Origin of the sequence: Ectobacillus panaciterrae DSM 19096, from assembly GCF_000430785.1 — a bacterium.
GTDB classification, from domain to species: Bacteria; Bacillota; Bacilli; order Bacillales; family Bacillaceae_G; genus Ectobacillus; species Ectobacillus panaciterrae.
In genome coordinates this window covers 1-25,500 of the sequence record NZ_AUMR01000068.1, presented here as the reverse complement: position 1 = coordinate 25,500, position 25,500 = coordinate 1, and the positions used below count along the sequence as shown (strand labels likewise).

Sequence of the window (25,500 nt, the reverse complement as noted above, 5' to 3'; positions counted from 1 at the left end):
AAGCATTTTGTTATAGACGAAACGAACACAGCCAAAGGTTTTTGCAAGAAGAACACATTGTGCGGCTGTCGGGTAGATTCGGAACTTATACGCTTTGTTTGCCATATCATTTCACCTCGCTTTACGATTGTTTGATAAACCGATTTTACCATAATATGTAACACAAAACAAGAACAAATGTTCTTCGGTCTTGCACCTAACCGAAATTCATCTCCCCCTTACCGTTGGGCTACACCCTTCACACGCTTGAAGAGAGAGACTTCTTTCGGAAAGTCGTTAAAAATCCTCTCTAATCTACCCAGTCGATAGAATCTTCCACCTTTTTAGTGAAAGTAATTACCTCTTCTATACTCATACGCTCTAAAGCAAGCTGCAGCTTCATTTACATCACCCTCTCTCACAAATAAACCGATTTAGTAAATCGATTTCACATAATTGTCAATTTTATGTCGGTTTAAAAAGATGAAATTGTTTTATTATTTATATAATATTAATTTTCAGTTAATTTAAGGAGTGTTATTATGTTATGGAATCATCGTAAGTATAAAAAATCATTTGAAGAGCTAGTGCAAGAGAATAAACAAAAATTACTTAATGATAAACAGGCACTAGAAAAAATTGAAAAGCGTCTAGAAAAACGCCATGAATTTACAAAGACAAAGCTAGCTTAACAAAGCTAGCTTTGTTTGTATTTTTATAGAACTATATATGAGCGAATGATAATTTTGACATTTCCATGTGTTATGTGCAACCAAAAGGGAGTATCGTATGCTTCTTCTCTCTAGTTTACCCTTGCATGAAACCACTACAAAGACTTGACCGCTTCTGCACGTCTTTTGATCTCTCCCCACTATCAAAAGACGGTTTTTTTATTCACTTGTATATAGTAAATGTTATCCCATTCCAAATTTTACTTATGATATGCTTCACTGAACATTCCCTAAGCACATAGCTAACTTTGAGCATAAGACCTTTAATTTTCGTTTTGTGAATGCCATAAAACTTTAGCTTAATAGGCATGGGCAACCCCCTTATGAGATATATTAAAATCACGCACATGCTCATTATTGATTTTCCAACAAATGGTATATACTATTAGATACACTATTAATTAACTAAAAATTAACAATTATCACATTTATTAGAATGGAAAAATAAGTTAAATTAATAGAGAACTTAATCTAATAATGCATTTTGGGGGAATGTATATGAAAAAAAACAAATGGGGAAATGTTTTACTAACTGCTTCACTCGGATTTGGATTATTAAATTCTGTCATTCCAAGCAGCTTCGCTGAGGGGCCAACTGATCCGGCACCTGAAATACAAGCGACAGTTATCAACAGTAATGCTGGTAAAAAGGTACTTGTCGATAACACACATGGACAAACTGCTGGCGCAGCAGATTGGGTCATTAATGGAGGATTCTCTGATTTCGGTAACGGATTGGCAAATGACGGTTTTTATGTGAAAGAGCTTCGTAAAAATACACCCATTACATATGCAGACTTGCAAAACTACGATATGTTCGTACTGCCAGAAGCTAATATTCCTTATAAGAAGTCAGAACAGGATGCCATGCTGCAATATATACAAAATGGCGGAAGCATCTTCTTCATCGCGGACCACTATAATGCAGATCGCAATAAGAATCGCTGGGATGCCTCGGAAGTATTCAATGGCTATCGACGCGGTGCTTGGACAGACCCCGCTAAGGGAATGACAACAGAAGAAGCCTCTTCTCAAGCTATGCAAGGAGTAGAGAGCTCCGATTGGTTAGCTTCCAATTTCGGTGTTCGTTTCCGTTACAATGCTATTGGGGATGTAACAGCCAACCAGATTGTATCCCCTGATCAATCCTTTAATATTACTCAAGGCGTTTCCACGGTAGCGATGCATGCAGGCTCTACATTGGCTATCGTTGATCCGAAAAAAGCAAAGGGAATTGTCTACTTGCCAACAAACATTCCAAAATGGGCGAATGCAGTGGACCAAGGCGTGTACAACGGTGGCGGAGTAGCTGAAGGGCCTTACGTGGCCGTTGCAAAAATCGGTTTGGGAAAAGCGGCCTTCATCGGCGACTCTTCTGCCGTAGAAGATGCTACACCTAAATATGTACGCGAAGATACAGGCCAAAAGAAAACGACCTATGACGGGTATAAAGAACAAAACGATGCCAAGCTTTTAAACAATATCACAGACTGGCTGGCGCAAAAAGAGAACTATACAAGTTTAGATCAGGTAGCTGGTTTACAGCTTGATCAACCGACGGCTCTTGCTTCTTTTGAACAACCGAGTCAATCTGCCGAGCCTAAGGCAGAACCGTGGGCAGCACCTCCGGCAGGCTACAAATGGTACGATCCTTCTACTTTCAAGGCTGGATCATACGGCTATCCAACAACAGTTATAACCCAGAACGGATACGGCTTTTCACACCCATCCGTGCTTCCGAATTCCCGAACATTTCAAATCACTGTATATGCGAATGGATTAACGCCTAACACAACTTATAACAACTATTCTGTTGGCATTTACACAGGCAGCGGCTTACAGGTAGCTAAGATTCAAAACACTGACGGAACTTGGCCCTTATCTTACGGCTACAGCGCTGCCTTCTCCCTCACAACCGATAGCAACGGACATGCAGAAAAAGTGCTAAATGTCCAAATTCAGTCTGGTACAGTCGGGTCGGGTAACCTGCGTCTGAGACAAGGAACTACGGCTAAGGTTACAGAAGCGGTAACTATTAATTAACTCTAATTAATGTAGAACAAATCACCTTATGAACGCTTAGAGCATAACAAAAAGGCTTCCTCACTCTGAAGCCTTTTTGTTATGGGTTGTGTGTGAAATGATAACATTTCACATCCTTAGGATATCCAAGATTAATTAAATTATACAGACTTCCTTTATCCTATGTTCAACTCTAGGTTCATTCATATAAACAAGATGTTTTGAACTTCGATATCAGTTTAATTTAATAAACCAAGTTAAAGATCGCTTTAATATGTGACAAATATCGAACGTTACTTGCATCTTTCATTAGGGATGCTGGTAGCCCTTTAAGTGGAGTTGAGTTCGCTCCAATTGTGGCAACAGCATCTTTACGGCCCAAGCTTGCAAGTGTTCCTGAGTTTACTGGGGTAAACTCTTTAAATGATTTGTTTTCCAAGTATGCGTATAGATTGTAGCCAATAAGTTCCCCCATTTGCCAAGCAATCTGTGCAGTAGGCGGGTATGGACGGCCATCTGGCCCGAAGAAAACCGCACTGTCACCTGCAACAAATACGTCTTTATGAGAAGTAGATTGAAGATATTCATTAACGGTTGCACGTCCACGATTCACTTCAAGACCTGATTCACCTACCAGAGGATTACCTTGTACTCCACCCGTCCAAACGAAAGTATTTGTTATAATCTTTTGGCCATCCTTCAAATCAATGACATTTCCCTCAACATTGGTTACAGGAAGACCTGTTAAGAATTGAACGCCACGCGCTTCTAAGCTAGCAGTTGCGCGTTCAATTAAATGATCTGGTAAAACTGGAAGAATTTTCGGACCCGCTTCTACAAGCAATAGTTTCACTTCTTTAGGATCTACGCCATAGCTTCTAGCTAGCTCAGGAAGCTTATCGGCAATTTCACCAACTAACTCAACGCCGGTTAATCCACCACCACCAATTAAAATGGTTGCATCAGCTTCACTTTTGGTCTTCGCATATTCACGAATACGATCTTCAATATGTTTATGAATTTTGACAGCATCCGCTACAGATTTTAGCACGAAGCTATATTCTTCAAGTCCTGGAATACCGAAGTAAGCGGTTTTGCTTCCCAAACCGACAACAAGAGCATCATATGTTAAAGTGAAGCCACCTGAAAGTTTCACTTCTTTATTATCTACTGAAAATGAATCAACCTTTGCGATCTTAAGATCGATATCCTTCCCTTTGAAAAGCTTTTCCAATGGTATGGCTATGGCTTTTTCAGCAATGCTTCCTGCTGCAAGACGGTGTAGTTCTGTGATGATTTGATGTGTTGGGTACTGATTTACCACGGTAACTTGTGCATCAGCCTTACTTAAATATTCGCGAACGGTTAAAGCAGTTAGAAGTCCGCCATACCCTGCGCCTAAGATAACAATATGTTTTGACATAGTTTATCCTCCGTCCTTACTAATTAAATGTAAAAGAACTATCTTTGACTGTTGCGTTCTCCAGTGATTTGAAGATAAGCATTTACGAAACGGAAAAGCTTCTGTGCTTGTGGATCTTTTAGCATCTTTAACAGGCCAAAAAGACCGATAACTTCATTGCTTTCCTCTGCACGATCTTTCGCTTCTATAGCAGTTGCCGCGATGTTTTTCACAGTGTCTTTTACAGGTTCTACAATTTCTTGAATCGCTCCAACAGTATCATTCTTTAATACTTCATCAGTAGCAACTGATTGAGCAAAATCATAAGACTTAGTCAAAATACTTACGATTTCAGTCAATTTTGGCAATTGCTTCACTAAGGCAGTCAAGGATTCCTGAACCTCTGGTTTTAATAGCTCTTCAAGTACATCAAGCTGTTCTACGCGGGCAGACAATTTTAGTGATTCTTGTTCAGGCTTTGTTTGAGTGATTGTTTCCGACATATCCAATTCTCCTTTACGATAAGCAATACTGTTTAATTTCGGGCTTAAAGGGAAATTCATAAAATTTTACAAAAAATCACAAAAATAATAAAATGGTTTATTAAAATAAAGATGCTTTTAAACTTATCATTACCAGTAAATCTTTATTTATGTTCTTTCTTTAGATCCATTGAAAACTTTGAAGGAGATATAAAAATCACCTAATTTGAAATAGTAAATTCAACTCTTGTTTCACCTTGATATAGGTCTCATCGACTCTCCAGGAATCATTTGTCGACCGTACTCTTTCATCTGATTTAATAGTCTTTTCTCACAAGTAGTAAACAACATTCCACATGACTAGTGTGCTGAATGTAGAACATGATTAAGATAAAGAATGTAGCGTTGTTTACAATAATGGTACCACCTCAATTACTTATGCTTGGTTCAGCGTAACATTGGAAGCGGCAAAAAACTAATAAGCCGAGGCAGGATTACCTCAGCTTATTAGTTCTTTTTTATATGAGTCATTGTCTTTATCCGATAAGCAATTACAAATATTGTAAATTATTTCATCTAAAGAACACTTTGTCTACATTGTATTTCGCCTGAAGTTTATTAATAATATATGTTTCGTAAATGTCTCTTTCTGTGGGATCTTCCACTAAACATATATCAATTTTATACACTTCATCTCTGTACATTTTAATTGGTGAAGCAGTGTCCTCAAAATGCTTTTTAATTCTTTGCCTTAATTTCCTTGCTTTTCCAACGAAAAGAAGCTCGTCATTTATATTATAAAACAGGAAAATGCCGCCTTTATCTCTTGGAATCAAGTGGAAATCAATGAACCCATGAATAGGCTTTATTACCGGCTCATTTTCTTTGAGTGATTGTTGTCGCTCTGTAATGGTAATGTCCGGTACAGGTATATCAATTTTTATCACGGTAGGTCACGTCCTCTTTTTGTATAGAAATAAATGATATCACAAGTATAAAAGAAAAACCATAATAGCTTTATTCCGCATTGTTTTATTAATCATCTGATCGTTCTAGTGCTCCAGCTACATCATAGTGACTAAGGTCGATTTCTGTTGGTTTGCCAAGAGCAAGCTTTGCAAGCTCAGACCCTAGGTAAGGTCCTACTGTTAACCCTGAAGCACCGAGCCCATTGGCGATTAACAGCCCTTCATACTTGGGCAATGCGCCGATCACAGGAAGAAAACCTGGCGTGAACGGCCTAAATCCTACCCTTGTTTCAAGCATCGTGCTATTCGCCAGACCCGGAGCAACTGACAGCGCTTTATCAAAAATTTCATGGAGTCCGCCTGCTGTCACCCGGCAGTCGAGTCCGGTCCCATTTTCATGTGTTGCCCCTACCACCGCCCGACCGTCTTCAAATGTGAGAATGTACTGATCATTTGGCGGCATAACAACTGGCCATCTGCTAGTATCCATGTCTGGTATGTGGAGATGAACGATTTGCGCTTTTTGATAAGTCACTAAAAAATTAACCCCCAGCGGTTGCAATAACTCGTTTGCCCAAGCACCCGCTGTTACAATAACCTGATCAGATCGTAACGTCCTCCCCTCTGTCTCAATTCCAATGACTTGGTTGTCTTGACAGGCTAATGCGGCATCTCCTTGAAGAATGGCAGCTCCATGCTTTCTGGCAGCATTCACAAGAGATTGACGAAGAGCTCTTCCATTTACACGAGCCGCACCGCTTATATGAACAGCACCATACTGTTCTGATAAAGGCGGAAATAAAATTTTAGTTTCGGCCGGCGATAAGCGAGTAATTTCACCGATTTCCGGAGCATCCTGACGCCGTTTATGCGCCCTTTCCTCCATTTTATCCAGTTTTTCATCCTCTGTATGAAGACTAATTGCGCCTACTCGTTTATAGCCTGTATCCGTTTCACCATCTGCTTCCAATTGCTTAATCAAATCAGCATAGTATTTGGCCCCGCCTTTTGCTAATTTGTACCAAGTTTGATTACGGCGTTGTGAAAGCCAAGGGCAGATGATCCCTGCTGCTGCATCAGTCGCCTGTCCCTGATCTTGACGATCAACCAATGTAACATTTGCTCCTTCCTTGGCGAGGTGATACGCGGTAGATGCTCCAAGAACTCCGGCTCCAACTACAATATACGTTTTCATAAAAAACACCTTTTCTGTTTTGATTCTTCAATTATATATCTATTTTACCTTAACATAGCAAATCATATAATCATGGACTACAGCAAACTTTTTAGAGTCATTTTTAGTAGAATTTTTCTTCCATATCAACTCTCGAATACAATTTTCTTCTCCCAAAATCTCATCTATTAGCTTTTTTAAATGTATTTGTTCATTAAGAAGTAATGTTGCATGAGTGTTAAAGGAAACTTAAACACAAGAAAGAGCATCCACACAATCCTCTTTGCAGATGCTCTAATCAGGCATACCATTATAATTTCTATAGTTCGCAATCACTTATGATGATGTTCACTTGAATTTATCCCTAGCCTAGATATCAACCTGTATTTCGTAATCCTGCAGCAATACCATTGATAGTAAGTAATACCTCACGTAACAATTCGTTAGCATCGTCATCCTTCTCTGTTCTTTGACGAAGCTCTGAAATTAGTTGAACTTGAAGAAAATTCAACGGGTCAACATATGGATTACGAAGGCGAACCGATTCTTTAATATTTGGAATATGATCAAGCAAATCGGCTTGCTCTGTAATTTGTAAAATTATTTTTTTCGTTTTATTATATTCTTCCATAATTTCATGAAAAATCCTTTGTTCAATCGTTTCCTCTTTGACCATGTTGGCATACTCTTTTGCTGTTGTTAAATCAGCTTTTGTTAAAGCCATTTGCAAATTGTCGATTGTCGAACGGAAAAACGGCCATTTTTTGTACATATCCTGTAATAAACTCAAACCGTCTTGTTTCTCAGCAAAATATTGTAATCCAGTTCCAGATGCAAACCAAGCGGGAAATAATTGACGGCTTTGCGTCCATGCGAATACCCAAGGAATGGCCCGTAAGTCTTCAAACCGCTCACTTCCTTTTCGGCTCATCGGTCTCGAACCGATATTAAGAGCACCAAGTTCAAGCAACGGAGTGGCTTGTTTGAAATAAGTCAAGAAATCCGGATCTTCAAAAACGAGTGATTGATACTTTGTTAAAGCATGATCTGAAATTTCATCCATTGCGTGTTCCCATGCTGCACAACGGGAATGATTTTGTTCCGCTTCATTTGAAACATGCGCAATAGCTGTAAGCAACGTAGTGGTTGCTTGTTCAAGACTGCGATAAGCAATTTCAGGAAGGAGATAACGAGAGGATAAGACTTCTCCTTGTTCCGTGATTTTTACCCCATCTCCTAATGTCTCTGCAGGCTGTGACAAAAGGCTGCGATTCAGAGGACCACCGCCGCGTCCCAAAGAACCGCCGCGTCCGTGGAAAAACTTTAAGCGCACATCATATTTTTTAGCCATATCATGAATTTCTTGTTGTGCTTTGTAGAGTTTCCAGTTGGCTGTAAGTGTACCGCCATCCTTGCTGCCATCAGAGTAACCCAGCATGATTTCTTGCAAATCGTTACGAACAGATAAATGCTTACGATATAGCTCCATTTGGAATAATTGCTCCATCATTTTTGGTCCGGCAGTTAAATCATCGATTGTCTCTAAGAGCGGTGCAATATGCAGCTTGCTTACAATCCGGCCGTCTGGATAGACTCGGTATAAACCAACTTCTTTTGCTAAAACGAGCACCTCCAGTAAATCGCTAACAGATTGCGTCATACTAATCAAGTAAACTTCAATTGCACGGTCACCAAATTCCATCTGTGCTCTTCTAATCATTCGAAAGACTTCAATTATTTCTTGTGTTTCCGGCGAGTACGTATCAAAAATTGAAATTAATGGTCGCCGATCCTGTAAAACTTTTGTTAAAACATCTACTTTTTCCTCTTCTGTCAACGCTTTATAGTCAGGAGCAATATTGACGGTTCGGAAAATTTCGGCAATCGCAGATTCATGTTCTCCGCTATGATTTCGGATATCAAGAGTAGCTAAATGAAATCCGAACAATTCCACTTGTCGTCTCAATTTTTGGAGCAATTTTAATGAATATCCATTCGGATGATGACTTTCAATACTTTTTTGAATGATAGATAAATCATGGAGCAATTCATCGGAAGACTTGTATCCGATATCGCTTCGACCAACATGTTCCAGTTTCTCAAGCATAATGGTCACTTTGCAGCGATATATTTCATCTGCATTTCGCCACTTTTTTCTTCCTTCCAGCAAGCTCATTTCTTTTTCGACTGTAGCGATTAGTTCATCGCTTACTTGCACTCTTTTTGTAGAATGACTTAATCGCTTCATTAATTCTTCAAGAGAAGCTCTATATTTTTGCAAAGCTAAGTGACGTTGTTTTTCTAACGTTCTCCACGTCGTTTCCGCGGTTACATTTGGGTTTCCGTCACGATCACCGCCAATCCAAGAACCAAAGCGAAGAAAAGTAGGGACATTCAATTTTTGATTGTATGTCTCAAAAAGCAAGTCTTCTAAAGACTGATGAATTTGCGGGAGCACGTCAAATAAAGTTTCATCAAAATAATAGAGTCCATTTGCCACTTCATTCATGACGGTAAGCTTTTGATCCCTTAATTCGTCCGTTTGCCATAAAGCTGTGATCTCATTGAATAAGCTCTCTTCAAGCGCTTTTCTTTCGCGTTTTGTGCATGGCTGATCCAGTTGTTTCAACACATTGGCGATACGCTGGTGAATTTGCAGCACCGTTCGTCTTGTTGCTTCTGTTGGATGAGCTGTAATAATCAGTTCAAGCGATAACGTTTGTAACAAGCCAGCAACCGTATCAACTGAAATTTGATTTTCAATTAAAGATGTAACACCGTCTTCGAGAGAACCGGGTTGAATCAATTCATTCTCCTGATACTGATATTCACGGCGGCGTCTAATTCGGTGATTTTGTTCGGCAATATTGACAAGCTGTAAGTAAATAGAGAAAGAACGAATGATATTTTGTCTTAACGGTGGTTTCAAATTGCTGATTTCTTCTTTTAATTTTACGTAATCTGAAGAATCGTTTCCATCTCGTAGTGATTTTGCTATCATACGAATTTTCTCTATCTTATTAACTAAAGCTTGTCCCCCTTCATGAAGGAGAACTTCGTCCAATATATGTCTTAGAAACTTCACATCTCGTTGCAAAGAATCGAGTTGACCTTGCTCCTTCACCGAAAACTGTAATGTCATTGTATTCACAACCCTTCAAAGTGGTAATTTATTTTCATGTTCTTTGAGTGAATGATAATTTCGACATTTCCATGTGCTATATGCAACGAAAAGGGAGGATTATATGCTTCTTCTCTCTAGTTTACCTTTGTATGAACCACTACAAAGATTTGAGTGCTTCTGCACGTCACCGGATGACCTCTCCCTACTATCAACGTTTTTTTATTCACTTGTATATAGGTTATTTGAATTCGCTGCATAATCTCCAAATTAGCAAGTTATAGCTCTATGTTTCTAGCAAATTATTTTCGCACCAGAACCAAATTAAACAATAAGAGTCGTTTGTTTTATAAATGTATCCTTTACAAAGCTCTCCACTTCCTCAGACGTTGTCATATTTAAAATTTGTTCCATAACTAAGTTTATTTCTGCTTTTGATAACTTAAGAACCTGACTTTTTGCTCGTAAAATGGAAGTAGCACTCATAGAAAATTCGTCTAATCCTAAACCAAGAAGAATAGGGATAGCGATTTCGTCTCCCGCCATCTCACCGCACATGCCTGCCCATTTTCCTTCTTTATGGGCTGCGTCGATGACATTTTTGATTAAACGAAGGATGGCTGGATTGTATGGCTGGTACAGATAAGAAACACGCTCATTCATGCGGTCTGCTGCCAGCGTATATTGAATTAAATCATTTGTTCCAATCGAGAAGAAATCGACTTCTTTTGCAAACAGGTCAGCCATCACAGCGGAAGATGGGATTTCCACCATCATGCCTACTTCAACGCCTTCCGCTACAGTGGTACCTTCGCTTTGAAGCTTCTCTTTTTCTTCCATTAAAATAGCTTTTGCTTGCCGGAATTCATCAAGTGTAGCAATCATCGGGAACATAATTTTTAAATTGCCGTATACACTTGCACGTAATAACGCTCGAAGCTGTGTACGGAACATATCTTGCATTTCTAAACATAGACGAATCGCACGGAATCCCAGGAATGGATTCATTTCCTTTGGAAGTTCTAAATATGGAAGCTCTTTATCGCCTCCGATATCAAGAGTGCGGACAACAACCGGCTTACCTTCCATTCGTTCTAATACCGTTTTATACGCGTCAAACTGCTCTTCTTCTGTTGGAAGTGTGTCGCGCCCCATGTATAAAAATTCAGTACGGTATAAACCGACGCCCTCACCGCCATTTTCAAGTACGCCTTTTACATCATCAGGCGTACCGATGTTGGCAGCAAGCTCCACGTGATGTCCGTCAGATGATACTGTACGCTCATTCACAAGCTTGGCCCACTTTGCTTTTTGAGCTTCGTAAGCAGCTTTCTTATCTTCGTACACCTTCACAACATCTTCGGTTGGGTTGACGATTACTTCGCCGTCTAAACCGTCGACGATGACTAATGTTCCGTTTTCGATATCAGCTGTTACCGTCTTCGTACCAACAACCGCCGGAATTTCCATGGAACGTGCCATAATCGCTGAATGCGATGTACGTCCGCCAATATCCGTTGTAAAACCTTTTACATATTTGCGGTTTAATTGGGCGGTATCAGAAGGCGTTAAATCTTCTGCGATAATCACTACTTCTTCTGAAATCATGCTTGGATTGGCAATCGTCACACCTAAAAGATGCGATAACACGCGTTTTGTCACATCACGAATATCGGCAGCACGCTCTTTCATATATTCGTTGTCCATTGCTTCAAACATGTTCACAAACATGGTGCCCACTTCGTTTAAAACAAATTCTGCATTGACTTGCTCGCTCTTAATTTTGTCTTTGATTGGCTGGATCAATTCCGGGTCGCTTAACACCAGAAGATGGGCAGCAAAAATTTCTGCTTTATCCTCGCCAAGTTCTTTACGGGCATGCTCCTTGATTCCTTCAAGCTCTGATTTGGATGTTTCGATCGCTTGTTCAAAGCGTTCTACTTCCTGGTCTGTATTCGTTACTGCTGTTTTTTCTACAATTAACTCTGGATTTTCTAAGCGAAAAGTTTTGGCAATGGCAATGCCTGAAGAAGCTGCAATCCCTTTAATTATGATGGACACTGTTTGATTAGCCCCTTTCTTTCTCATGTTATGTTTTCGATTAAACTTATTTTAAAAATATGATTTATATGGATAGGCTTCTAGCTAAATGGTAAACAGACAGATCAATCGCATGCTTATCTTTTGCTGCTTCTTCAAAAGGTGCATGAATCAGCTGACCATTTTTCCACCCAACCATGATCCCTTTTGCGCCTTCCACTAATAAATCGACAGCTTTTGCGCCCATCTGACTGCCCACCATCCGGTCATAAGCAGTAGGGGATCCTCCGCGTTGAAGATGCCCCAGTACAGTTACTCTTGTATCGAACCCTGTTTTCTCTTCAATCAGTTGGCCAACATCTGTCCCTTTACATACTCCTTCAGCGACCACAATAATGCTATGCATTTTTCCACGTTTATGTCCTTTCTGAATCCGTTCGATTACATCATCTATATCATAATTGTCTTCTGGAATAATAATGGATTCTGCACCAGCGCACATTCCTGCCCATAGGGCAATGTCCCCTGCATCGCGGCCCATGACCTCAATGACATAAGTACGTTCATGAGAGGAAGCCGTATCACGAATTTTATCAATAGCCTCCACAGCTGTATTAACAGCTGTATCAAATCCAATCGTATAGTCCGTCCCTGCAATGTCATTATCAATCGTTCCAGGGATGCCAATTGTCGGGAAGCCTTGGGCGGTTAATTTCCCTGCACCTTTGAAAGATCCATCCCCCCCCATCACGACCAATCCATCAATGGCAAATTCTTTTAGGTGCGCTAACGCCTGGTGCTGTCCTTCCACTGTCTTGAATCTCTCACTGCGTGCACTTCGTAAGATAGTTCCGCCTCGGTGGATAATATCACCTACACTTCCAAGATCCATTTGTACAAAATTCCCAGCCATTAAACCGTTATATCCATTTCGTACGCCATACACTTCTAACCCCTTAAAGATCCCTCTTCGAACGACCGCACGAATGGCGGCATTCATTCCCGGTGCATCCCCGCCACTGGTTAATACGGCAATCTTCTTCATGCTTGTTTTCCCCCATTCTTTTCTACGTCTTATGTACAAGCCACATTGTATTTGCTTAAAATAAAACGACTTGTTATTTATCAAAGTTAGACTAATTAACACATCGATTTACTTAGACTTGTATTAATTTTGAATGGCTTCCTCTTTTTCACCCACCAGACGCCAATAATAACGGTTCTGGTGCGAAAATTGCCTGAAGTTGAAAAAGACAAAAGGATTCTCCCTCGGAATCCTTTTTATGCTGTCAGGCCAAACAATTGATTCATAAACATCACTTGATATGGGGCAGACTTCTCCCCTAGTTGAAGCTGCCTTTTTTTAACCATATACATCGCTTCCACTTAAATAAGTTTTCACTCGGCATACTATATATGAGTGAATTATAATTTCGACATTTCCATGTGCTATGTGCAACTAAAAGGGAATATTGTATGCTTCTTCTCTCTGGTTTACCCCTGCATGGGCCACGAAAAGGGTTTGACCGCTTCTACGCTTAGTCGGATGCTCTCTCCCACCTAAAAGAAATGTTTTTTTCTAGTTGCATTTATATAGATACACATCCTTTTTAGATTGACAGTATTAATATGTCCGAGTTTAATAGATTTTTTGTACCAGAATCAGTTATGCTTTGTTTAAAGAACCAAATTCACGAATTTTGCCAATAACTGTTTCTTTAATCGCCTCACGACCTGGCCCTATAAATTTGCGTGGATCATATACGTCAGAGTCTGCACTTAATACTTCACGAACTACTTTCGCAAATGAAATTTGATTTTCCGTGTTTACGTTGATTTTAGCTGTTCCTAACGAGATTGACTTTTGAATTTGATCTGTTGGGATGCCTGTACCACCATGTAGAACAAGTGGTATACCGATTGTTTTACAAATTTGTTCCATTTCTGTGAACCCTAAGTTCGGCTCACCTTTGTAAGGTCCATGAACAGAACCTAACGCGGGCGCAAGACAATCGATGCCAGTAAGCTTTACTAACTCTTCACATTCTTTTGGATCTGCGTAGATAACACCTTCTGCAATCACATCATCTTCTTGTCCACCAACAGTGCCTAGCTCAGCTTCAACAGATACACCACGCTCATGAGCATATTCAACTACCTTTTTAGTTGTTTCCACATTTTCTTCAAATGGATGGTGAGACGCGTCAATCATAACCGATGTAAAACCAGCATCAATGGCAGCTTTGCATTTTTCGAAACTAGAACCATGGTCTAAATGGATTGCTACAGGAACAGTGATATTCATTTCCTCGATAAGAGCTTCCACCATGGCTGTTACTACTTTAAAACCACCCATATAACGAGCAGCACCTTCCGATACACCGAGGATAACTGGAGATTTCTCTTCTTCAGCCGCAGCTAAAATTGCTTGTGTCCATTCCAAGTTATTTATGTTGAACTGACCAACCGCATAACCTTCTGTTAACGCCTTATTTAACATCTCTTTCATTGAAACTAAAGCCATATTAATATCCCCCTTAATAAGTTAGACCCAAACTTTTTATTTCCTGTTATGGATTATAATGAAAATCGTCAATACTCCACCACAATAGCTATTTCAGCTTCTAATGGCTGTATATTTGCAGCTATTGAATCAAATCAATTTTTCACAAATGAAATAATTTCCTGCACAGTATGCATTAAGAAAATAGCATCGTCATATAATTTGATAGCAGCTTTGATTAATTAAAGTCACTTTTTAGGATAATTGAAGCTGCTTTTGAGATTATTCAGCAAGGTTTAACACTGTTACTTTTTCCCGCGTCATCGATTCGATGCTCTTACGAATTCCTTGTGCCCCCATACCCGATCCTTTCACACCGATAAATGGAAAATGGTCTGGACCACGTTCTGTACGTCCATTAATTTGGACAGAACCTGTTTCAATCTTATTGGCGATCGCAAATGCTTTATTAATGTCTTTTGTAAAGACACTTGCTTGTAAACCAAATTCAGACTCATTGGCAATGTTGATGGCTTCTTCATCGGATGATACACGGATAACGGGTAATACAGGTCCGAATGGCTCTTCCCAGGCTACACGCATGTCTTCTGTCACATGATCTAAAAGCGTAGGATAAACTAAATTGCGTTCACGCTTGTTTCCTGTTACAAGTGTTGCCCCTTTTTTAATAGCATCGTCAATTAAACCTTGAACAAAATTAGCTGATTGGTCATCAATTAAAGGGACAACCATGCTGCCGTCTTCTGGGGAACCAACAGATAATTTTTCGATTTCTTCTTTTAAAATTCCTATAAGCTCGTTCGCTACACTTTCATGTACTAACACACGCTTAATCGCTGTGCAGCGTTGCCCAGAATAAGAGAATGCACCACTGATAATATGTTTTGCAGCTTCTTGCAAATCTGCATCTTCGCGCACGATCCCAGGGTCTTTTCCGCCGAGTTCAAGTACAAGCGGAACCATTGACGCTTTTTTCGCCAGGTTAACACCCGTATTCGTACCACCTGTAAATGAAATCATGTTGATGCCTTTATGCTCTACTAAGTAATCACCAATCACCGAGCCGCGACCTGTTACTAGGTTAACAAGTCCTTTTGGAAACTCCGCTTTATGAAGAGCCTCAATCATTTTCGTACCGCTAATGGCACCTTGCGTAGCCGGTTTAAAAATTACAGCATTTCCTGCCATTAAGGCTGGTGCCAATTTGGCAGCGGCTAAATTTACCGGATAGTTGAATGGAGGAATCGCCAATACTACACCTAGCGGAACGCGCTGAATGATTGCAATTTTAGATTGAGAACCGCCTGGGAAGCTGTCCCCTCTCATACTTTCACCATGTATATGAAGCGCCTCTTCGACTGTATAGCGAATAAAATCCGCTGTACGTACTACTTCACTTTTGGCATCTTTATAACTTTTACCGACTTCTTTCTTAATAACTTCGGCAATTTCATCTTGCATGTTTACTAGTTCATCTGCCCATTTATATAAATATTTCGCACGTTCTTGAAGGGAGATATCCGCCCATTCTTTTTGCGCTTTTTGTGCAAAATGAATAGCCTCATCCACTTCTTCTTTCGTAATTGCTTGTACTTTCCCAATTGCCTCATAAAGATAAGGTGATTGAATATCAATTGCCTGGCCAGATTTACTTTGTTCCCATTTCCCGTTGATATAAAGCTTATAAGTTGATACGGACGATGATGTTAATGCAGTGAATGTCATAAAGAAACCCCCTTGTAATCATAATTTTAAAGTTTTTTTAAATATGAAATTCAAAATACAATCGACACAGGGCATATTAAGTTCTATGATAGAGGCATTAAGTCCCTGTTGGACAAATTAAGTCCCGCCCGGGCATATTTCGTCCCACTTAGGCATGTTAAGTCCCGATTAGAATAAAAACCTCATACTTATTTTTGTCTATTCTAACAGGATTGTTTTTTTTTCACAATAAATTTTTTTAACATTTTAATTATTAAGAACCTTTTTTTATCGATAACCGCTTTGAATCCTGGTATACATTCTCATAATCAAACACACTTTATAATATCAGGCTGACCATGCTTCCACTTGAATAAATTTTGTTTTTTCATACTGATCACGCACCTTTTTAAAGTAATAGTATCAGTATGTTCAAAATTTAGAGATTAGTTGGAATTAACTTAACGTTTTTGCACTAGAACCGTAGCACTACAAAAATTGATACAGAAATCATCCTTTTGTTTTCGGATCACATTTGTTAGCGATTTCATCGACATGAGAAAGCGCTATTATTGCGGAATAAGATAGAAGAAAGGAAGTTGTCTCCTTCTGTCGAATTGCAAGAGGTGGAAAGGGGGAGGATCAACTATGGTTGATAATGCAGTTCCAGAATTTGTAAGGGATGTTATTAGGTCTACGGATGTTTGTGAAGGTTCTGGCTTATGGGATTCAATATTTAAAGTTATTCGGGTAGAGGCTGTAAAGGAATGGGTTAACTCGGATATTGATAAGAATTTATCGCTCCTAACAAAAGCAATCGACAAAGAAGTCGGTTAATTTATATTGTACAAACGGTTCTGGTGCAAAAAATCTATGGTTTTCTGAACACGCCTAAACAAAAAATTTGATCTTGTGATCAGTTTTTCTTTACATAACATAATTTATCAGTAGTCCACGTATCTATGACTTCATAAAAACCCCTTCAGCTTCGGGTCTTGACCAACTTGCTGAAGGGGTTTTTTGTTCACATTTAAGATGCTTTAAACAGCTTATTTTATGCAGGAATTCTTTACTCATCTTTATATTTAACTACTTCAGAAACAATCCTTTGATAGATGACCAAGCACATAGGGGCTACTATTCCCCCAAGAAATGATAGATATATACGACATGTTGCCTTATTCCTCCTCGTTTCCCCTCCTAGGATGTTCTTTGACAGACATTAGTCATATTATAAGTAATTATCTACTATCCCGGAGCTGTTTTTTCACTAAAGAAACAATCCCAAATATGATGACAAATCCCCAAAATAGATATGGAAACACCTCAAACAAAAAAGTAGATAACATATTATTCTCCTGGTTAATTTGAAATGTATAAAAACATATAAAACCATCTCAAACCAACCAGTCCTCCTCTCTCATTTTATTTTTTAGAACCAATATATATTTTGAAACCTCCAGATTAACAGTTCATCGTGCTAAAACAGTTTCCTGCTTCTACACTCACTGGGGCTTGAAAGTAAGGAACAGACTATACAAGCCTAAAGGTCACGGTTTGATATAGTTTTTTACGATTTTATACGAAATAAAATCAACTGTTCATAGCTCCTTTGTTATGTTTGATTTGTCTATATACTATTCGACATGATTAGTACTTCTCCTGTATATTACATAAATCCTCAATCGCTTTAACATGAATTATCGGTAGTCAATATATCTAAAAGCCTATAAAAATCCCCTCCAGATTGCTAGAGGGGATTCCTTGTTCATATAATCAGTGTTATAAGTAGTTATACGTTTTTGATTAACGATGTCTCTCTAAGGCTAATTTTAATCCAAATCCTATTAAGACAAGTCCTGTTGCTTTATCCATGAATTGATAATTCGTTTGTACGCCTTGCCATTTTTTAATTCCTCCTTGTTTAAATGACAGGTACGCACACGATTTTATGTATATGATTTTTTTCTAAGAATCGTATTGGAGATGAATAAAAAACATTCCCTACAAAGTGTAAGAAACGTTGATTTCATCGCTTTGGTATGCGATATTCAGCTACCAGTGGTCGGGGGCGAACCGGCACTCCAGAGGAACACGATTTTGAGTCGTGCGCGTCTGCCAATTCCGCCACACCGGCATGATATAATACTGTTAAAAAGGCAGCAACCGGATTCGAACCAGTGATAAAGGTTTTGCAGACCTCTGCCTTACCACTTGGCTATGCCGCCATTTCTTAAATGGTGGAGAATGACGGGCTCGAACCGCCGCCCCTCTGCTTGTAAGGCAGATGCTCTCCCAGTGATGCGTTCATCCTGAGCCAGGATCAAACTCTCCATAAAAGTCTAGTCCACTTCCTCAAACTTAAACATTAGAAATCCTCATTAATAAATGCTATCCTTTCTTTACTTTAGAATGATTAAGAAAGGATAGCGTTCTTGCGTCTAAGGGGGGATATCTTGACGGGCAACATATTCTCATCCCCCCCCTTTTTGTAATAGTCTCTCTCTTTTTAATGAGTTATATTGTTATTTGGTGGTTGCGGCTGACCTTGAGCAGGTGCGTACGAGTTTAGCAGTTGCTCCATATCTTGCTGTGCAAGCTGCGGTACTTGATAGTAATGGTGTTTGTTTTGATATATGGAGATTTCATAAGCCATTTCAATGCAGTTTGGAACAGAATCAGCAAGCACGCGACGTACAACCGGATTTGTTACTTCAAGTGCTACCATTGTCTTTAAGGATGCACCAGATTTTACAGCTCCAAGCATGCAGCTCGAAATACATTCGTCTGTAATTTCCGATACAGATTGTATCGGTTTTTTCGGCTGAGTCGCTTTTAAACCATACACGAAGTCATTGTCTTGCTTCATTTTATAGCTTTGTGTTCGTTTTGAAGGATCTTGTCCTGTTTTGAAACATTCTACTGTTATGTTGTATTCATCTTGGATAAATTTATATTGGCGATCAAGAATATCAAGTAATTCTTGGTCTTTTACATGTTGGCGCAATAACATGTACTGATTCAATGTATCAATTGTTCCTGATAGTAATTCATGTACATCGAATACTTCGTGACCACCGTGATTCATCTGTTGAGGTACATTCCCTGTATGCATATTTTGGTGCATTTGTCCTTGCTGATTTTGCATCATTTTATATCTCCTCCTAATGATATTGGTCATAGCCACAGTTATTATGTATCAAGAAACAAGAGTTATTCATCATTAAATATAGGTATTCAATGTTTATTTCTTAACATGACATAAATTTGGTTATTCACGGCGCCCAGTGATTTTACGCCATTTTGTACATTGGAAAGCAATACAATGAATTCATTTCCATTTTGGCTGAAGCTGTTTAGACTGTTCCATCCTGGGAGCACGCCGTGATCAGAGTAGCTTGTGGGATCCCTATATAAACCGAGGGCATAATTCTTGATTAAATTATCATGGGAAATTTTCTCGTTTGGTTCTGAATGTTCCGGAATACCTGACGTGTGAGTTAATAAATTATATAGCTTAATTTGATTTCCGCTTGGAAAATCAGGGATATATTTAGATAAAGGATCTGTTATATTCAACTTCCCATGTTCTTGCAACTGCATAATAGAAGTAGAAATAAATACTTTTGAAATCATACAAGATTTTTCTGCCTGTTGGGCAATTAATTGAGCCATTTCAGCCTGTTCTTTAGTAGCACTGGATTCTAATAAGATATTAGAGCGATGGATAATTTTTTGGAAACTAGGAGTATAATTCTCTATAATTAGGCAAAAAGCATGAAAAAACCTCCCATCACAAAAATAAGAGGCTCATTATACAGAGCAGATTTCTTCACAATACCAATTCTATATGCTAAGCTTTGTTGAAACATGGGTGCGACGAATATGCAACTATGTTTACAGTTTTAATTTGTTAGCCAATGGGAAAGATAATAAGGATAACTTGGAAAGGGAGGAATGAAGAATGGATGTCACATTAACATCAAAGGAAGTCATTACTCAAATCCAGAAGTTACAGAACGAAGGTAAATCTCTACGTAAAAAAGAGGTAAAACAGCTTTATCCTGATTTAATGCGGAGTGCTTTGTATTATTACCCAAGTTGGCAACATGCCGTAGAAGAAAGTAAAGTAGGTTAGAATATCTATTACACCAAGACATTAGAATAACATGAATTCTGTTAACCAAAAGGCCATCCCATCAGGATGGCTTTTTATTTTGTATATATTGCTCCTCACTTCCTATATTAAAAGCTATGGGATAGCGAAGTTCTCTAATAAAGCTGATAAAACATTTACTGCAATTTTTTACTCATGTTGTACCAAATGGCTCCGCCATGCTGAGAACTTGAAACACCAATGTTGAGGTATCCATGGCTTTCATAGAAGCGAATTAAGTTCTCTTTACATGTAAGTGTAATCGTTTCACGTTTATTCACTCTTGCTTCTTTTTCAAGATGTGTAAGTAACTTTGATGCTACGCCTCGTTTTTGAAAATGTGGGGACACCGCTAATCCTAAAATGCTTTGATGACCGCCAGACGCTGGATTTTCCTTTATATCACTAAACAAGTCATCTGTAATGAATGCTGTTTCAATAATTGGTCCATTCACTAAACCCACGATTACACCATTCTCTTCAGCTACAAAAAAACTGTCCGGAATGAACCGAATGCGCTTTTCAATTGCTTCTCTCGTCGCAGCCTCTTCTTTTGAAAAGCAAAGATGTTCAATGACTACAAGTTCAGGTAAATCTTCTATTTTTACATTTCGTATTTTTAACATACCCATTATTCCTCCAAAATTGAATCATTCTCCTAAATTAAATTATATAGTGAAGTGCCTTTAATAAGTTGTGAAAAGCCATTCAAGTGATTCTGGATAGAGTGAATAATAATTGTTTGAGCTTCGATTCATCCTTTTCCGCAAAACTTTCTACAAATGTGTTTATCTCTACTGGAGCGTCTCGATGTAAAAAATAATTATTTTCAATTAATAAATGGTAAGTATTTTGCCATAATGAAAGAAAATACGGGTTTTGTAGCTGTGAACTGAGGGATTCTATCCAGTACGCAAATTCAGACCAAAAGTTATTAGGGGAATTGGACTTAGATTTAAATATATTATTATCTATTGATTCTTGGAGCGATAACATTACGATTTGTTCCGCACACATGATGGATATTTCATAGTAATGCTTAAGGGATGCAGGATCCAATTTTTGCGTTAATACCCGACTAGGAACGATAAAAGGAGGCGGTTCAGATACAAAAGTTCCTTCTCCTTGTCTTGAATCCAAGTATCCTAACAGTTCCAAAACGCGTAGTCCCTCTCGAAGTGATGACCGGCTTACTCCTAATAAAGTACTAAGAGTTCTTTCTGTAGGAAGTTTTGATCTGTTTGATAATTTTTCAGATGTTAAATAGTTAACAATTTGTTTTGAAACTTGTTCAAACGTTCTTGGTAAACGTTGAACGGGATTGAGTTTTATTTTATCCATGTAATAACCTCCGAGTCATTTTCATTGTAATATCTTTATTTTAGCAAAGTAGAAGCGGATAACTCAAAAAATGTGGTAAACTTGATGAAAGTTTTTCTGTAAATCTTATCTGAGGTTAGGAAGTCCTGACACATGCCCGTCAAGCTAAGGGGCATGTGTCTGCCCCCTACCTATACAACTTAATCTGCTCCCGTTAACCCATCCATGAATCGCAAAAATCGGCGCTTCACCATTTATGGTAATTAAAAAAGCGTTCCTGCTATTGCAGAAACGCACCGTTTGGTTGAAGAAAGCCAAAAACATATTAGGTTTAGGCATTTAAATATAGTCAATTTATGATTGCGTTTCAAGCTTCAAATCATTATCTCTTTAATCTAAAGAGTAATAATGATATTATAGTCAGACCTTTTTGTAAAAAAAGATTGTAGATGCTTACCTACCATACAAATTTAATCAGCACTGTAAAACTTAAAGCTCATTATTCCAGATTTTTATTTCATTTTTATGAAGATGATCAAGCATGGCCAATCGAGCTTCAGCCGGATTCCTTTGTTTTAAGGCATTCAGAATTCGTTCATGTTCTACATGGGCCTCTTCTAAATATAGTTTTGATAATTTCTTCGATTGATTTTTAGTAATTTTAAGAGCTTCCATGAATTTGGTGGACATGGAATCAAATATGTTCTCATAAATTGAGTTACCAGATGAAATGAGAATTAAATAATGAAAGCGGAAATCTTCCTCAATCCCAATTTCTCCCTTACGATTCACTTCAATTAATTCCAAATGGGCATTTTCAATCGCTTCTAATTGCTCATTAGTCGCCCTTTCAGCAGCAAGTGCCGCAGATTCAATCTCTAACCCTCTACGAAACTCTAAGAGTTCTCTTAACACCTGCTTTTCCATTATAAGTTTGCTTGTAATAGGTTCGATTAAGGTACCGCCATTCAGCTCCTTTAGTATACTACCCACACCTGGACGTTTTTCTACAATCCCTTTGGCTACGAGAACGCTAAGTGCCTCTCTAACTGCAGTCTTACTGACCTGAAATATCTCCACAAGTTCATTTTCAGAAGGTAACTTTTCGCCTGGTTTAATATTTTTTTCCTGAATAAACCGTATAATCTGAGAAACAATTTCCTCATATAAGTTTCTTCTCTTGATAACTTCAAGTGCCATATTCAACACCTCCCACTATATTAAAGTTAATATTGTCAGACCTTTTTTGATTTCATTATATCTAATTGTATCTTATATTGTACAATGATACTCATTTGTAAGCAAGTCGGGAAAGGTATGAGTTTATTCAAGATGCATCTTCGGACTTATATGCATCTTCCATATAAATTGTGTGAAGGATATCTTTAATTTAACCAGTTTATTTGAATTAATTAGCAAAAATTGAACTACCCCCACTTTCACTTCGTTTAGAAGTGGGAGATTCCTGCGAACACGAAACGATCGTTTCGTTATCTTAGCAGACTATCCCCGTAGTTCCTACGGTTCAACATGTCCTGTATTACTTATACATATGATTGTCTCTCAAATACGTATAGATGGAAAGTACAAGATTGGATGATTTGATGATGCTCCTTAAAATGAGGGACAAAATCTGTTTAATACTCTTGATAAGAGTTCCAAAAACGTTGGTATTTGAGACTGAATGGTTTCATCTTAAAATGTCATAGAAATCCCATTAAATTTAAATGTGTATCAAAACTTATCTCAAAATCAAAATCAAAATCTCAATTGAAATCAGCAATATTGAGTTTTGAGATTCTCTTAGCGTATAAAAACGTTAAAATGTGCGTGCTACCCCTTATTCGGAATTTTGTACGCTAGGAGAACTTAAACCTAAAAAAAGTCGAATTCCTTACTATTCTAAGGATCCGACTTTTTTAAAAGAGGGTTCTTAACGGTTATAAAAATTGACTAGTATCTATCCTAGTGGAATTTTTCCCTTAACCTGCTTTAACGTTGCTACTATAAGAAAGCTAACAATCACTAATAAGAGCCATGAACTCACCTTTCCTAGATGAACGAGACTCCATGCATCGGTTTGGTTTGGATATTCCCAAGCTCCAAAGAACGTTGCGATATTTTCAGCTATCCATATAAAAAATCCGATGAGCACAAAAGAAAGTGCGAGTGGCATACGGTAACGAGTTCCATCAACCTCGTATGTGACCCATGATTGCCAAAAGACGATAATTACAAGTCCAGATAACCACCAACGAACGTCAATCCAATAATGGTGGGTGAAAAAATTCAAATAAATCGCAGCTGCAAGAGGTAAAACTACCAAAAACGGTGGCCACTTAACCAGTTCAACCTTAAACCTCCTCCACGCCTGGCAAAGATAACTCGCTACACTTGCGTACATGAATCCGCTATACAAAGGTACTCCAAAAATTTTGAAATATCCTTCCTCTGGATAAGACCAGGAGCCCATATGTACCTTGAAAAGTTCAAGAGCAAGTCCAATAAGGTGGAACAATGTGATAACCTTTAGTTCATCCCGTGTTTCAAGCCCAGAACGCACCATCCACCACTGCATCAGAAGGCAGATGATGAGCAGCCAGTCATACCGTGGTAGGAAGGGAAGTGGCATGATTTGTGTAAAAGCCAAAGAGGCAAAAATAACGACAGGAAACAAACATGATAGGGCCTGCTCCCAACCAAAACGAACGAGTTGTTTTAGTGCTCTCATGATTTGTGCCTCCAAAGGTTTTTTCTGAATATATGTAAGTCCTGCTTAGTATAGTAGCTAAATAGATTTAGGGTTATGTACATAGGTTCACCGCCGAATAATTTCTTTTATTTTAAAAGGCTATTTAAAGAAGTTATCTTTAGGTGCAAAGCATTTTGTACTAGAAGGGTAGCGCCACTCCCCACAAGGAATATCCACAATAGTAGAAGAATCCTCCTCATGTAAAATGATACTAAAACCACAAATATCATCCACAAAACGGTTCAAAAAATTATCCATAGCACACTCACTTCCTCTCTTTATGGCGCAACTGTTCGAAGCTCAATACACGCTTCGCTATATGGCTTGATGACTTGTAAAGAATCACGAATTTCCAAAGCTTTTGTGCGGAATTCTACTACATCCGATTCCGATAACTGTGGCTTTTTAAAAAAGGTGTAACTTTGTTGTAGTGAATCTCCTAACTTTCCTGTAGTGAAAAATCTCTTAGATAAGTCTGCAGCACGCATGATGTTACCCCGCTCAATCTGTACATATTGAGAATGTGTGTATGATGATTTCGCAACATACCAAGCATCTCCTGATTCTTTCCCCAGACTTGGAATAAATAAAAAAACGGATAGACAAAAATGTAAGTGTATAGACAGATTGATAACCTAACATAAGAATACAGCAAAAACAGAGATAAAATGAAAAAATCCTCCAACAATAACTAAAAAAAGCCATACCCGAAACGGAGTACAGCCGCCATACGAAACACCTCACAAGAGGATTTGCCTTTTCTTATAGGGGTACAGCCACACATCCATCAACTTAAGATACATTTGGATATAAAAGTTAAGGTTTTCCAAGTAGTTTTTTATTACCTTTTACAGATGTTTTAAAAGTACGCATACCAAATAAACCCGAATGGGTTTATTTTTTAACTATGCTACCTGATGAGCCGGAGTGGTATAATTATAAACAACACCCAAAATATCAAAGACTGTCTTTTTCTCGTACCGATGAGATTTTCGTCCGTTTTGCTGTAGGAGGTTAAACAGACGAAGGAGAACCTTTGATAATTCTTGGGTGTTTTTTTGTAATGCTTGATGAAAAAGTAAGAAGTAATCTTTAATTATGTACATTGCTTTATATTCGCTTAGT

21 protein-coding genes, 3 tRNA genes and 3 pseudogenes are annotated in these 25,500 nt (G+C 38.4%); 4 read left to right on the top strand and 23 right to left on the bottom strand.

Features of this window, described 5'->3' with window-relative positions; all coding sequences use genetic code 11:
- Positions 1–105 (bottom strand): helix-turn-helix domain-containing protein (locus H540_RS32205; RefSeq protein WP_155891045.1); only part of this gene is annotated, 105 nt, incomplete at its 3' end.
- Positions 106–521: 416 nt separating this feature from the next.
- Between H540_RS32205 and H540_RS32200 the strand changes: the two genes are divergently transcribed.
- Together H540_RS32200 and H540_RS0116185 are read left to right on the top strand one after the other, a co-directional pair.
- The gene (locus H540_RS32200; RefSeq protein ID WP_081415168.1) at positions 522–671 is read left to right on the top strand and encodes an FbpB family small basic protein; all 150 of its coding nucleotides are present in this window, start codon (positions 522–524) and stop codon (positions 669–671) included.
- A 537-nt stretch (positions 672–1,208) separates the two neighbouring features.
- A complete protein-coding gene (locus H540_RS0116185) occupies positions 1,209–2,753 on the top strand; it encodes a motility-associated ABC transporter substrate-binding family protein (protein ID WP_028401548.1) in 1,545 nt (514 codons plus the stop codon).
- Between the two features lie 223 nt (positions 2,754–2,976).
- Here the strand turns inward: H540_RS0116185 and H540_RS0116180 are convergent, their stop codons facing one another.
- From H540_RS0116180 to H540_RS0116135, 10 genes and pseudogenes are all read right to left on the bottom strand, one after another.
- Positions 2,977–4,155, bottom strand: coding sequence for an NAD(P)/FAD-dependent oxidoreductase (locus H540_RS0116180; RefSeq protein ID WP_028401547.1), 1,179 nt, complete (start codon positions 4,153–4,155; stop codon positions 2,977–2,979).
- 38 nt (positions 4,156–4,193) lie between these two features.
- Positions 4,194–4,637 carry a helical membrane plugin domain-containing protein gene (locus H540_RS0116175; RefSeq protein WP_028401546.1) on the bottom strand — a complete coding sequence of 148 codons (444 nt, stop codon included), beginning with the start codon at positions 4,635–4,637 and terminating at the stop codon, positions 4,194–4,196.
- Between the two features lie 205 nt (positions 4,638–4,842).
- Positions 4,843–4,929, bottom strand: a pseudogene (locus H540_RS34695) (IS6 family transposase); the annotation flags it as partial.
- Positions 4,930–5,188: 259 nt separating this feature from the next.
- Complete coding sequence (locus H540_RS0116170) at positions 5,189–5,563, bottom strand: nucleotide excision repair endonuclease (protein ID WP_028401545.1); 375 nt, start codon at positions 5,561–5,563, stop codon at positions 5,189–5,191.
- 88 nt (positions 5,564–5,651) lie between these two features.
- Positions 5,652–6,779 carry an NAD(P)/FAD-dependent oxidoreductase gene (locus H540_RS0116165; RefSeq protein ID WP_028401544.1) on the bottom strand — a complete coding sequence of 376 codons (1,128 nt, stop codon included), beginning with the start codon at positions 6,777–6,779 and terminating at the stop codon, positions 5,652–5,654.
- Positions 6,780–7,134: 355 nt separating this feature from the next.
- The gene (gene ppc, locus H540_RS0116160; RefSeq protein WP_034671190.1) at positions 7,135–9,900 is read right to left on the bottom strand and encodes a phosphoenolpyruvate carboxylase; all 2,766 of its coding nucleotides are present in this window, start codon (positions 9,898–9,900) and stop codon (positions 7,135–7,137) included.
- 303 nt (positions 9,901–10,203) lie between these two features.
- Positions 10,204–11,967: a phosphoenolpyruvate--protein phosphotransferase gene (ptsP, locus tag H540_RS0116155; protein WP_162144540.1), complete on the bottom strand. Its 1,764-nt coding sequence runs from the start codon at positions 11,965–11,967 to the stop codon at positions 10,204–10,206.
- A gap of 37 nt (positions 11,968–12,004) precedes the next feature.
- A complete protein-coding gene (gene pfkA / locus H540_RS0116150; protein ID WP_028401541.1) occupies positions 12,005–12,964 on the bottom strand; it encodes a 6-phosphofructokinase in 960 nt (319 codons plus the stop codon).
- Positions 12,965–13,585: 621 nt separating this feature from the next.
- Positions 13,586–14,443, bottom strand: a complete 858-nt coding sequence (locus tag H540_RS0116140; RefSeq protein WP_028401540.1) for a class II fructose-bisphosphate aldolase — start codon at positions 14,441–14,443, stop codon at positions 13,586–13,588.
- Positions 14,444–14,704: 261 nt separating this feature from the next.
- Positions 14,705–16,168: an NADP-dependent glyceraldehyde-3-phosphate dehydrogenase gene (locus tag H540_RS0116135; protein WP_028401539.1), complete on the bottom strand. Its 1,464-nt coding sequence runs from the start codon at positions 16,166–16,168 to the stop codon at positions 14,705–14,707.
- Positions 16,169–16,795: 627 nt separating this feature from the next.
- Here H540_RS0116135 and H540_RS0116130 point away from each other — a divergent pair.
- Positions 16,796–16,984, top strand: a complete 189-nt coding sequence (locus H540_RS0116130) for a hypothetical protein (protein WP_028401538.1) — start codon at positions 16,796–16,798, stop codon at positions 16,982–16,984.
- A gap of 1,219 nt (positions 16,985–18,203) precedes the next feature.
- Here H540_RS0116130 and H540_RS0116125 read toward each other — a convergent pair.
- The 5 genes and pseudogenes from H540_RS0116125 to H540_RS0116110 form a co-directional block, all read right to left on the bottom strand.
- Positions 18,204–18,284 (bottom strand) — tRNA-Leu (locus H540_RS0116125).
- Positions 18,285–18,304: 20 nt separating this feature from the next.
- A tRNA-Cys gene (locus tag H540_RS0116120) sits at positions 18,305–18,375 on the bottom strand.
- A gap of 10 nt (positions 18,376–18,385) precedes the next feature.
- Positions 18,386–18,481: transfer RNA gene (locus tag H540_RS33285), tRNA-Val, on the bottom strand.
- Positions 18,482–18,656: 175 nt separating this feature from the next.
- Positions 18,657–19,295 carry a spore coat protein gene (locus tag H540_RS0116115; protein ID WP_034671195.1) on the bottom strand — a complete coding sequence of 213 codons (639 nt, stop codon included), beginning with the start codon at positions 19,293–19,295 and terminating at the stop codon, positions 18,657–18,659.
- 89 nt (positions 19,296–19,384) lie between these two features.
- A pseudogene (locus H540_RS0116110) lies at positions 19,385–19,780 on the bottom strand (serine hydrolase); the annotation flags it as partial.
- 331 nt (positions 19,781–20,111) lie between these two features.
- Here H540_RS0116110 and H540_RS34075 point away from each other — a divergent pair.
- Positions 20,112–20,285, top strand: coding sequence for a hypothetical protein (locus H540_RS34075; RefSeq protein WP_169729579.1), 174 nt, complete (start codon positions 20,112–20,114; stop codon positions 20,283–20,285).
- Between the two features lie 155 nt (positions 20,286–20,440).
- Here H540_RS34075 and H540_RS0116100 read toward each other — a convergent pair whose 3' ends face one another.
- The 7 genes and pseudogenes from H540_RS0116100 to H540_RS29935 all read right to left on the bottom strand — a co-directional run.
- Complete coding sequence (locus H540_RS0116100) at positions 20,441–20,929, bottom strand: GNAT family N-acetyltransferase (RefSeq protein WP_028401535.1); 489 nt, start codon at positions 20,927–20,929, stop codon at positions 20,441–20,443.
- A gap of 82 nt (positions 20,930–21,011) precedes the next feature.
- The gene (locus H540_RS31455; RefSeq protein ID WP_028401534.1) at positions 21,012–21,644 is read right to left on the bottom strand and encodes a FadR/GntR family transcriptional regulator; all 633 of its coding nucleotides are present in this window, start codon (positions 21,642–21,644) and stop codon (positions 21,012–21,014) included.
- A 468-nt stretch (positions 21,645–22,112) separates the two neighbouring features.
- Entirely contained in the window at positions 22,113–22,823 is a 711-nt protein-coding gene (locus H540_RS0116085) for a FadR/GntR family transcriptional regulator (protein ID WP_028401533.1), read from the bottom strand.
- 760 nt (positions 22,824–23,583) lie between these two features.
- Complete coding sequence (locus tag H540_RS0116080) at positions 23,584–24,354, bottom strand: DUF817 domain-containing protein (protein ID WP_028401532.1); 771 nt, start codon at positions 24,352–24,354, stop codon at positions 23,584–23,586.
- Positions 24,355–24,474: 120 nt separating this feature from the next.
- Positions 24,475–24,633, bottom strand: coding sequence for a hypothetical protein (locus tag H540_RS33280; RefSeq protein WP_155891044.1), 159 nt, complete (start codon positions 24,631–24,633; stop codon positions 24,475–24,477).
- A gap of 20 nt (positions 24,634–24,653) precedes the next feature.
- A complete protein-coding gene (locus tag H540_RS0116070) occupies positions 24,654–24,863 on the bottom strand; it encodes a hypothetical protein (RefSeq protein WP_028401531.1) in 210 nt (69 codons plus the stop codon).
- A gap of 417 nt (positions 24,864–25,280) precedes the next feature.
- Positions 25,281–25,500: pseudogene (locus H540_RS29935) on the bottom strand (IS4 family transposase); the annotation flags it as partial.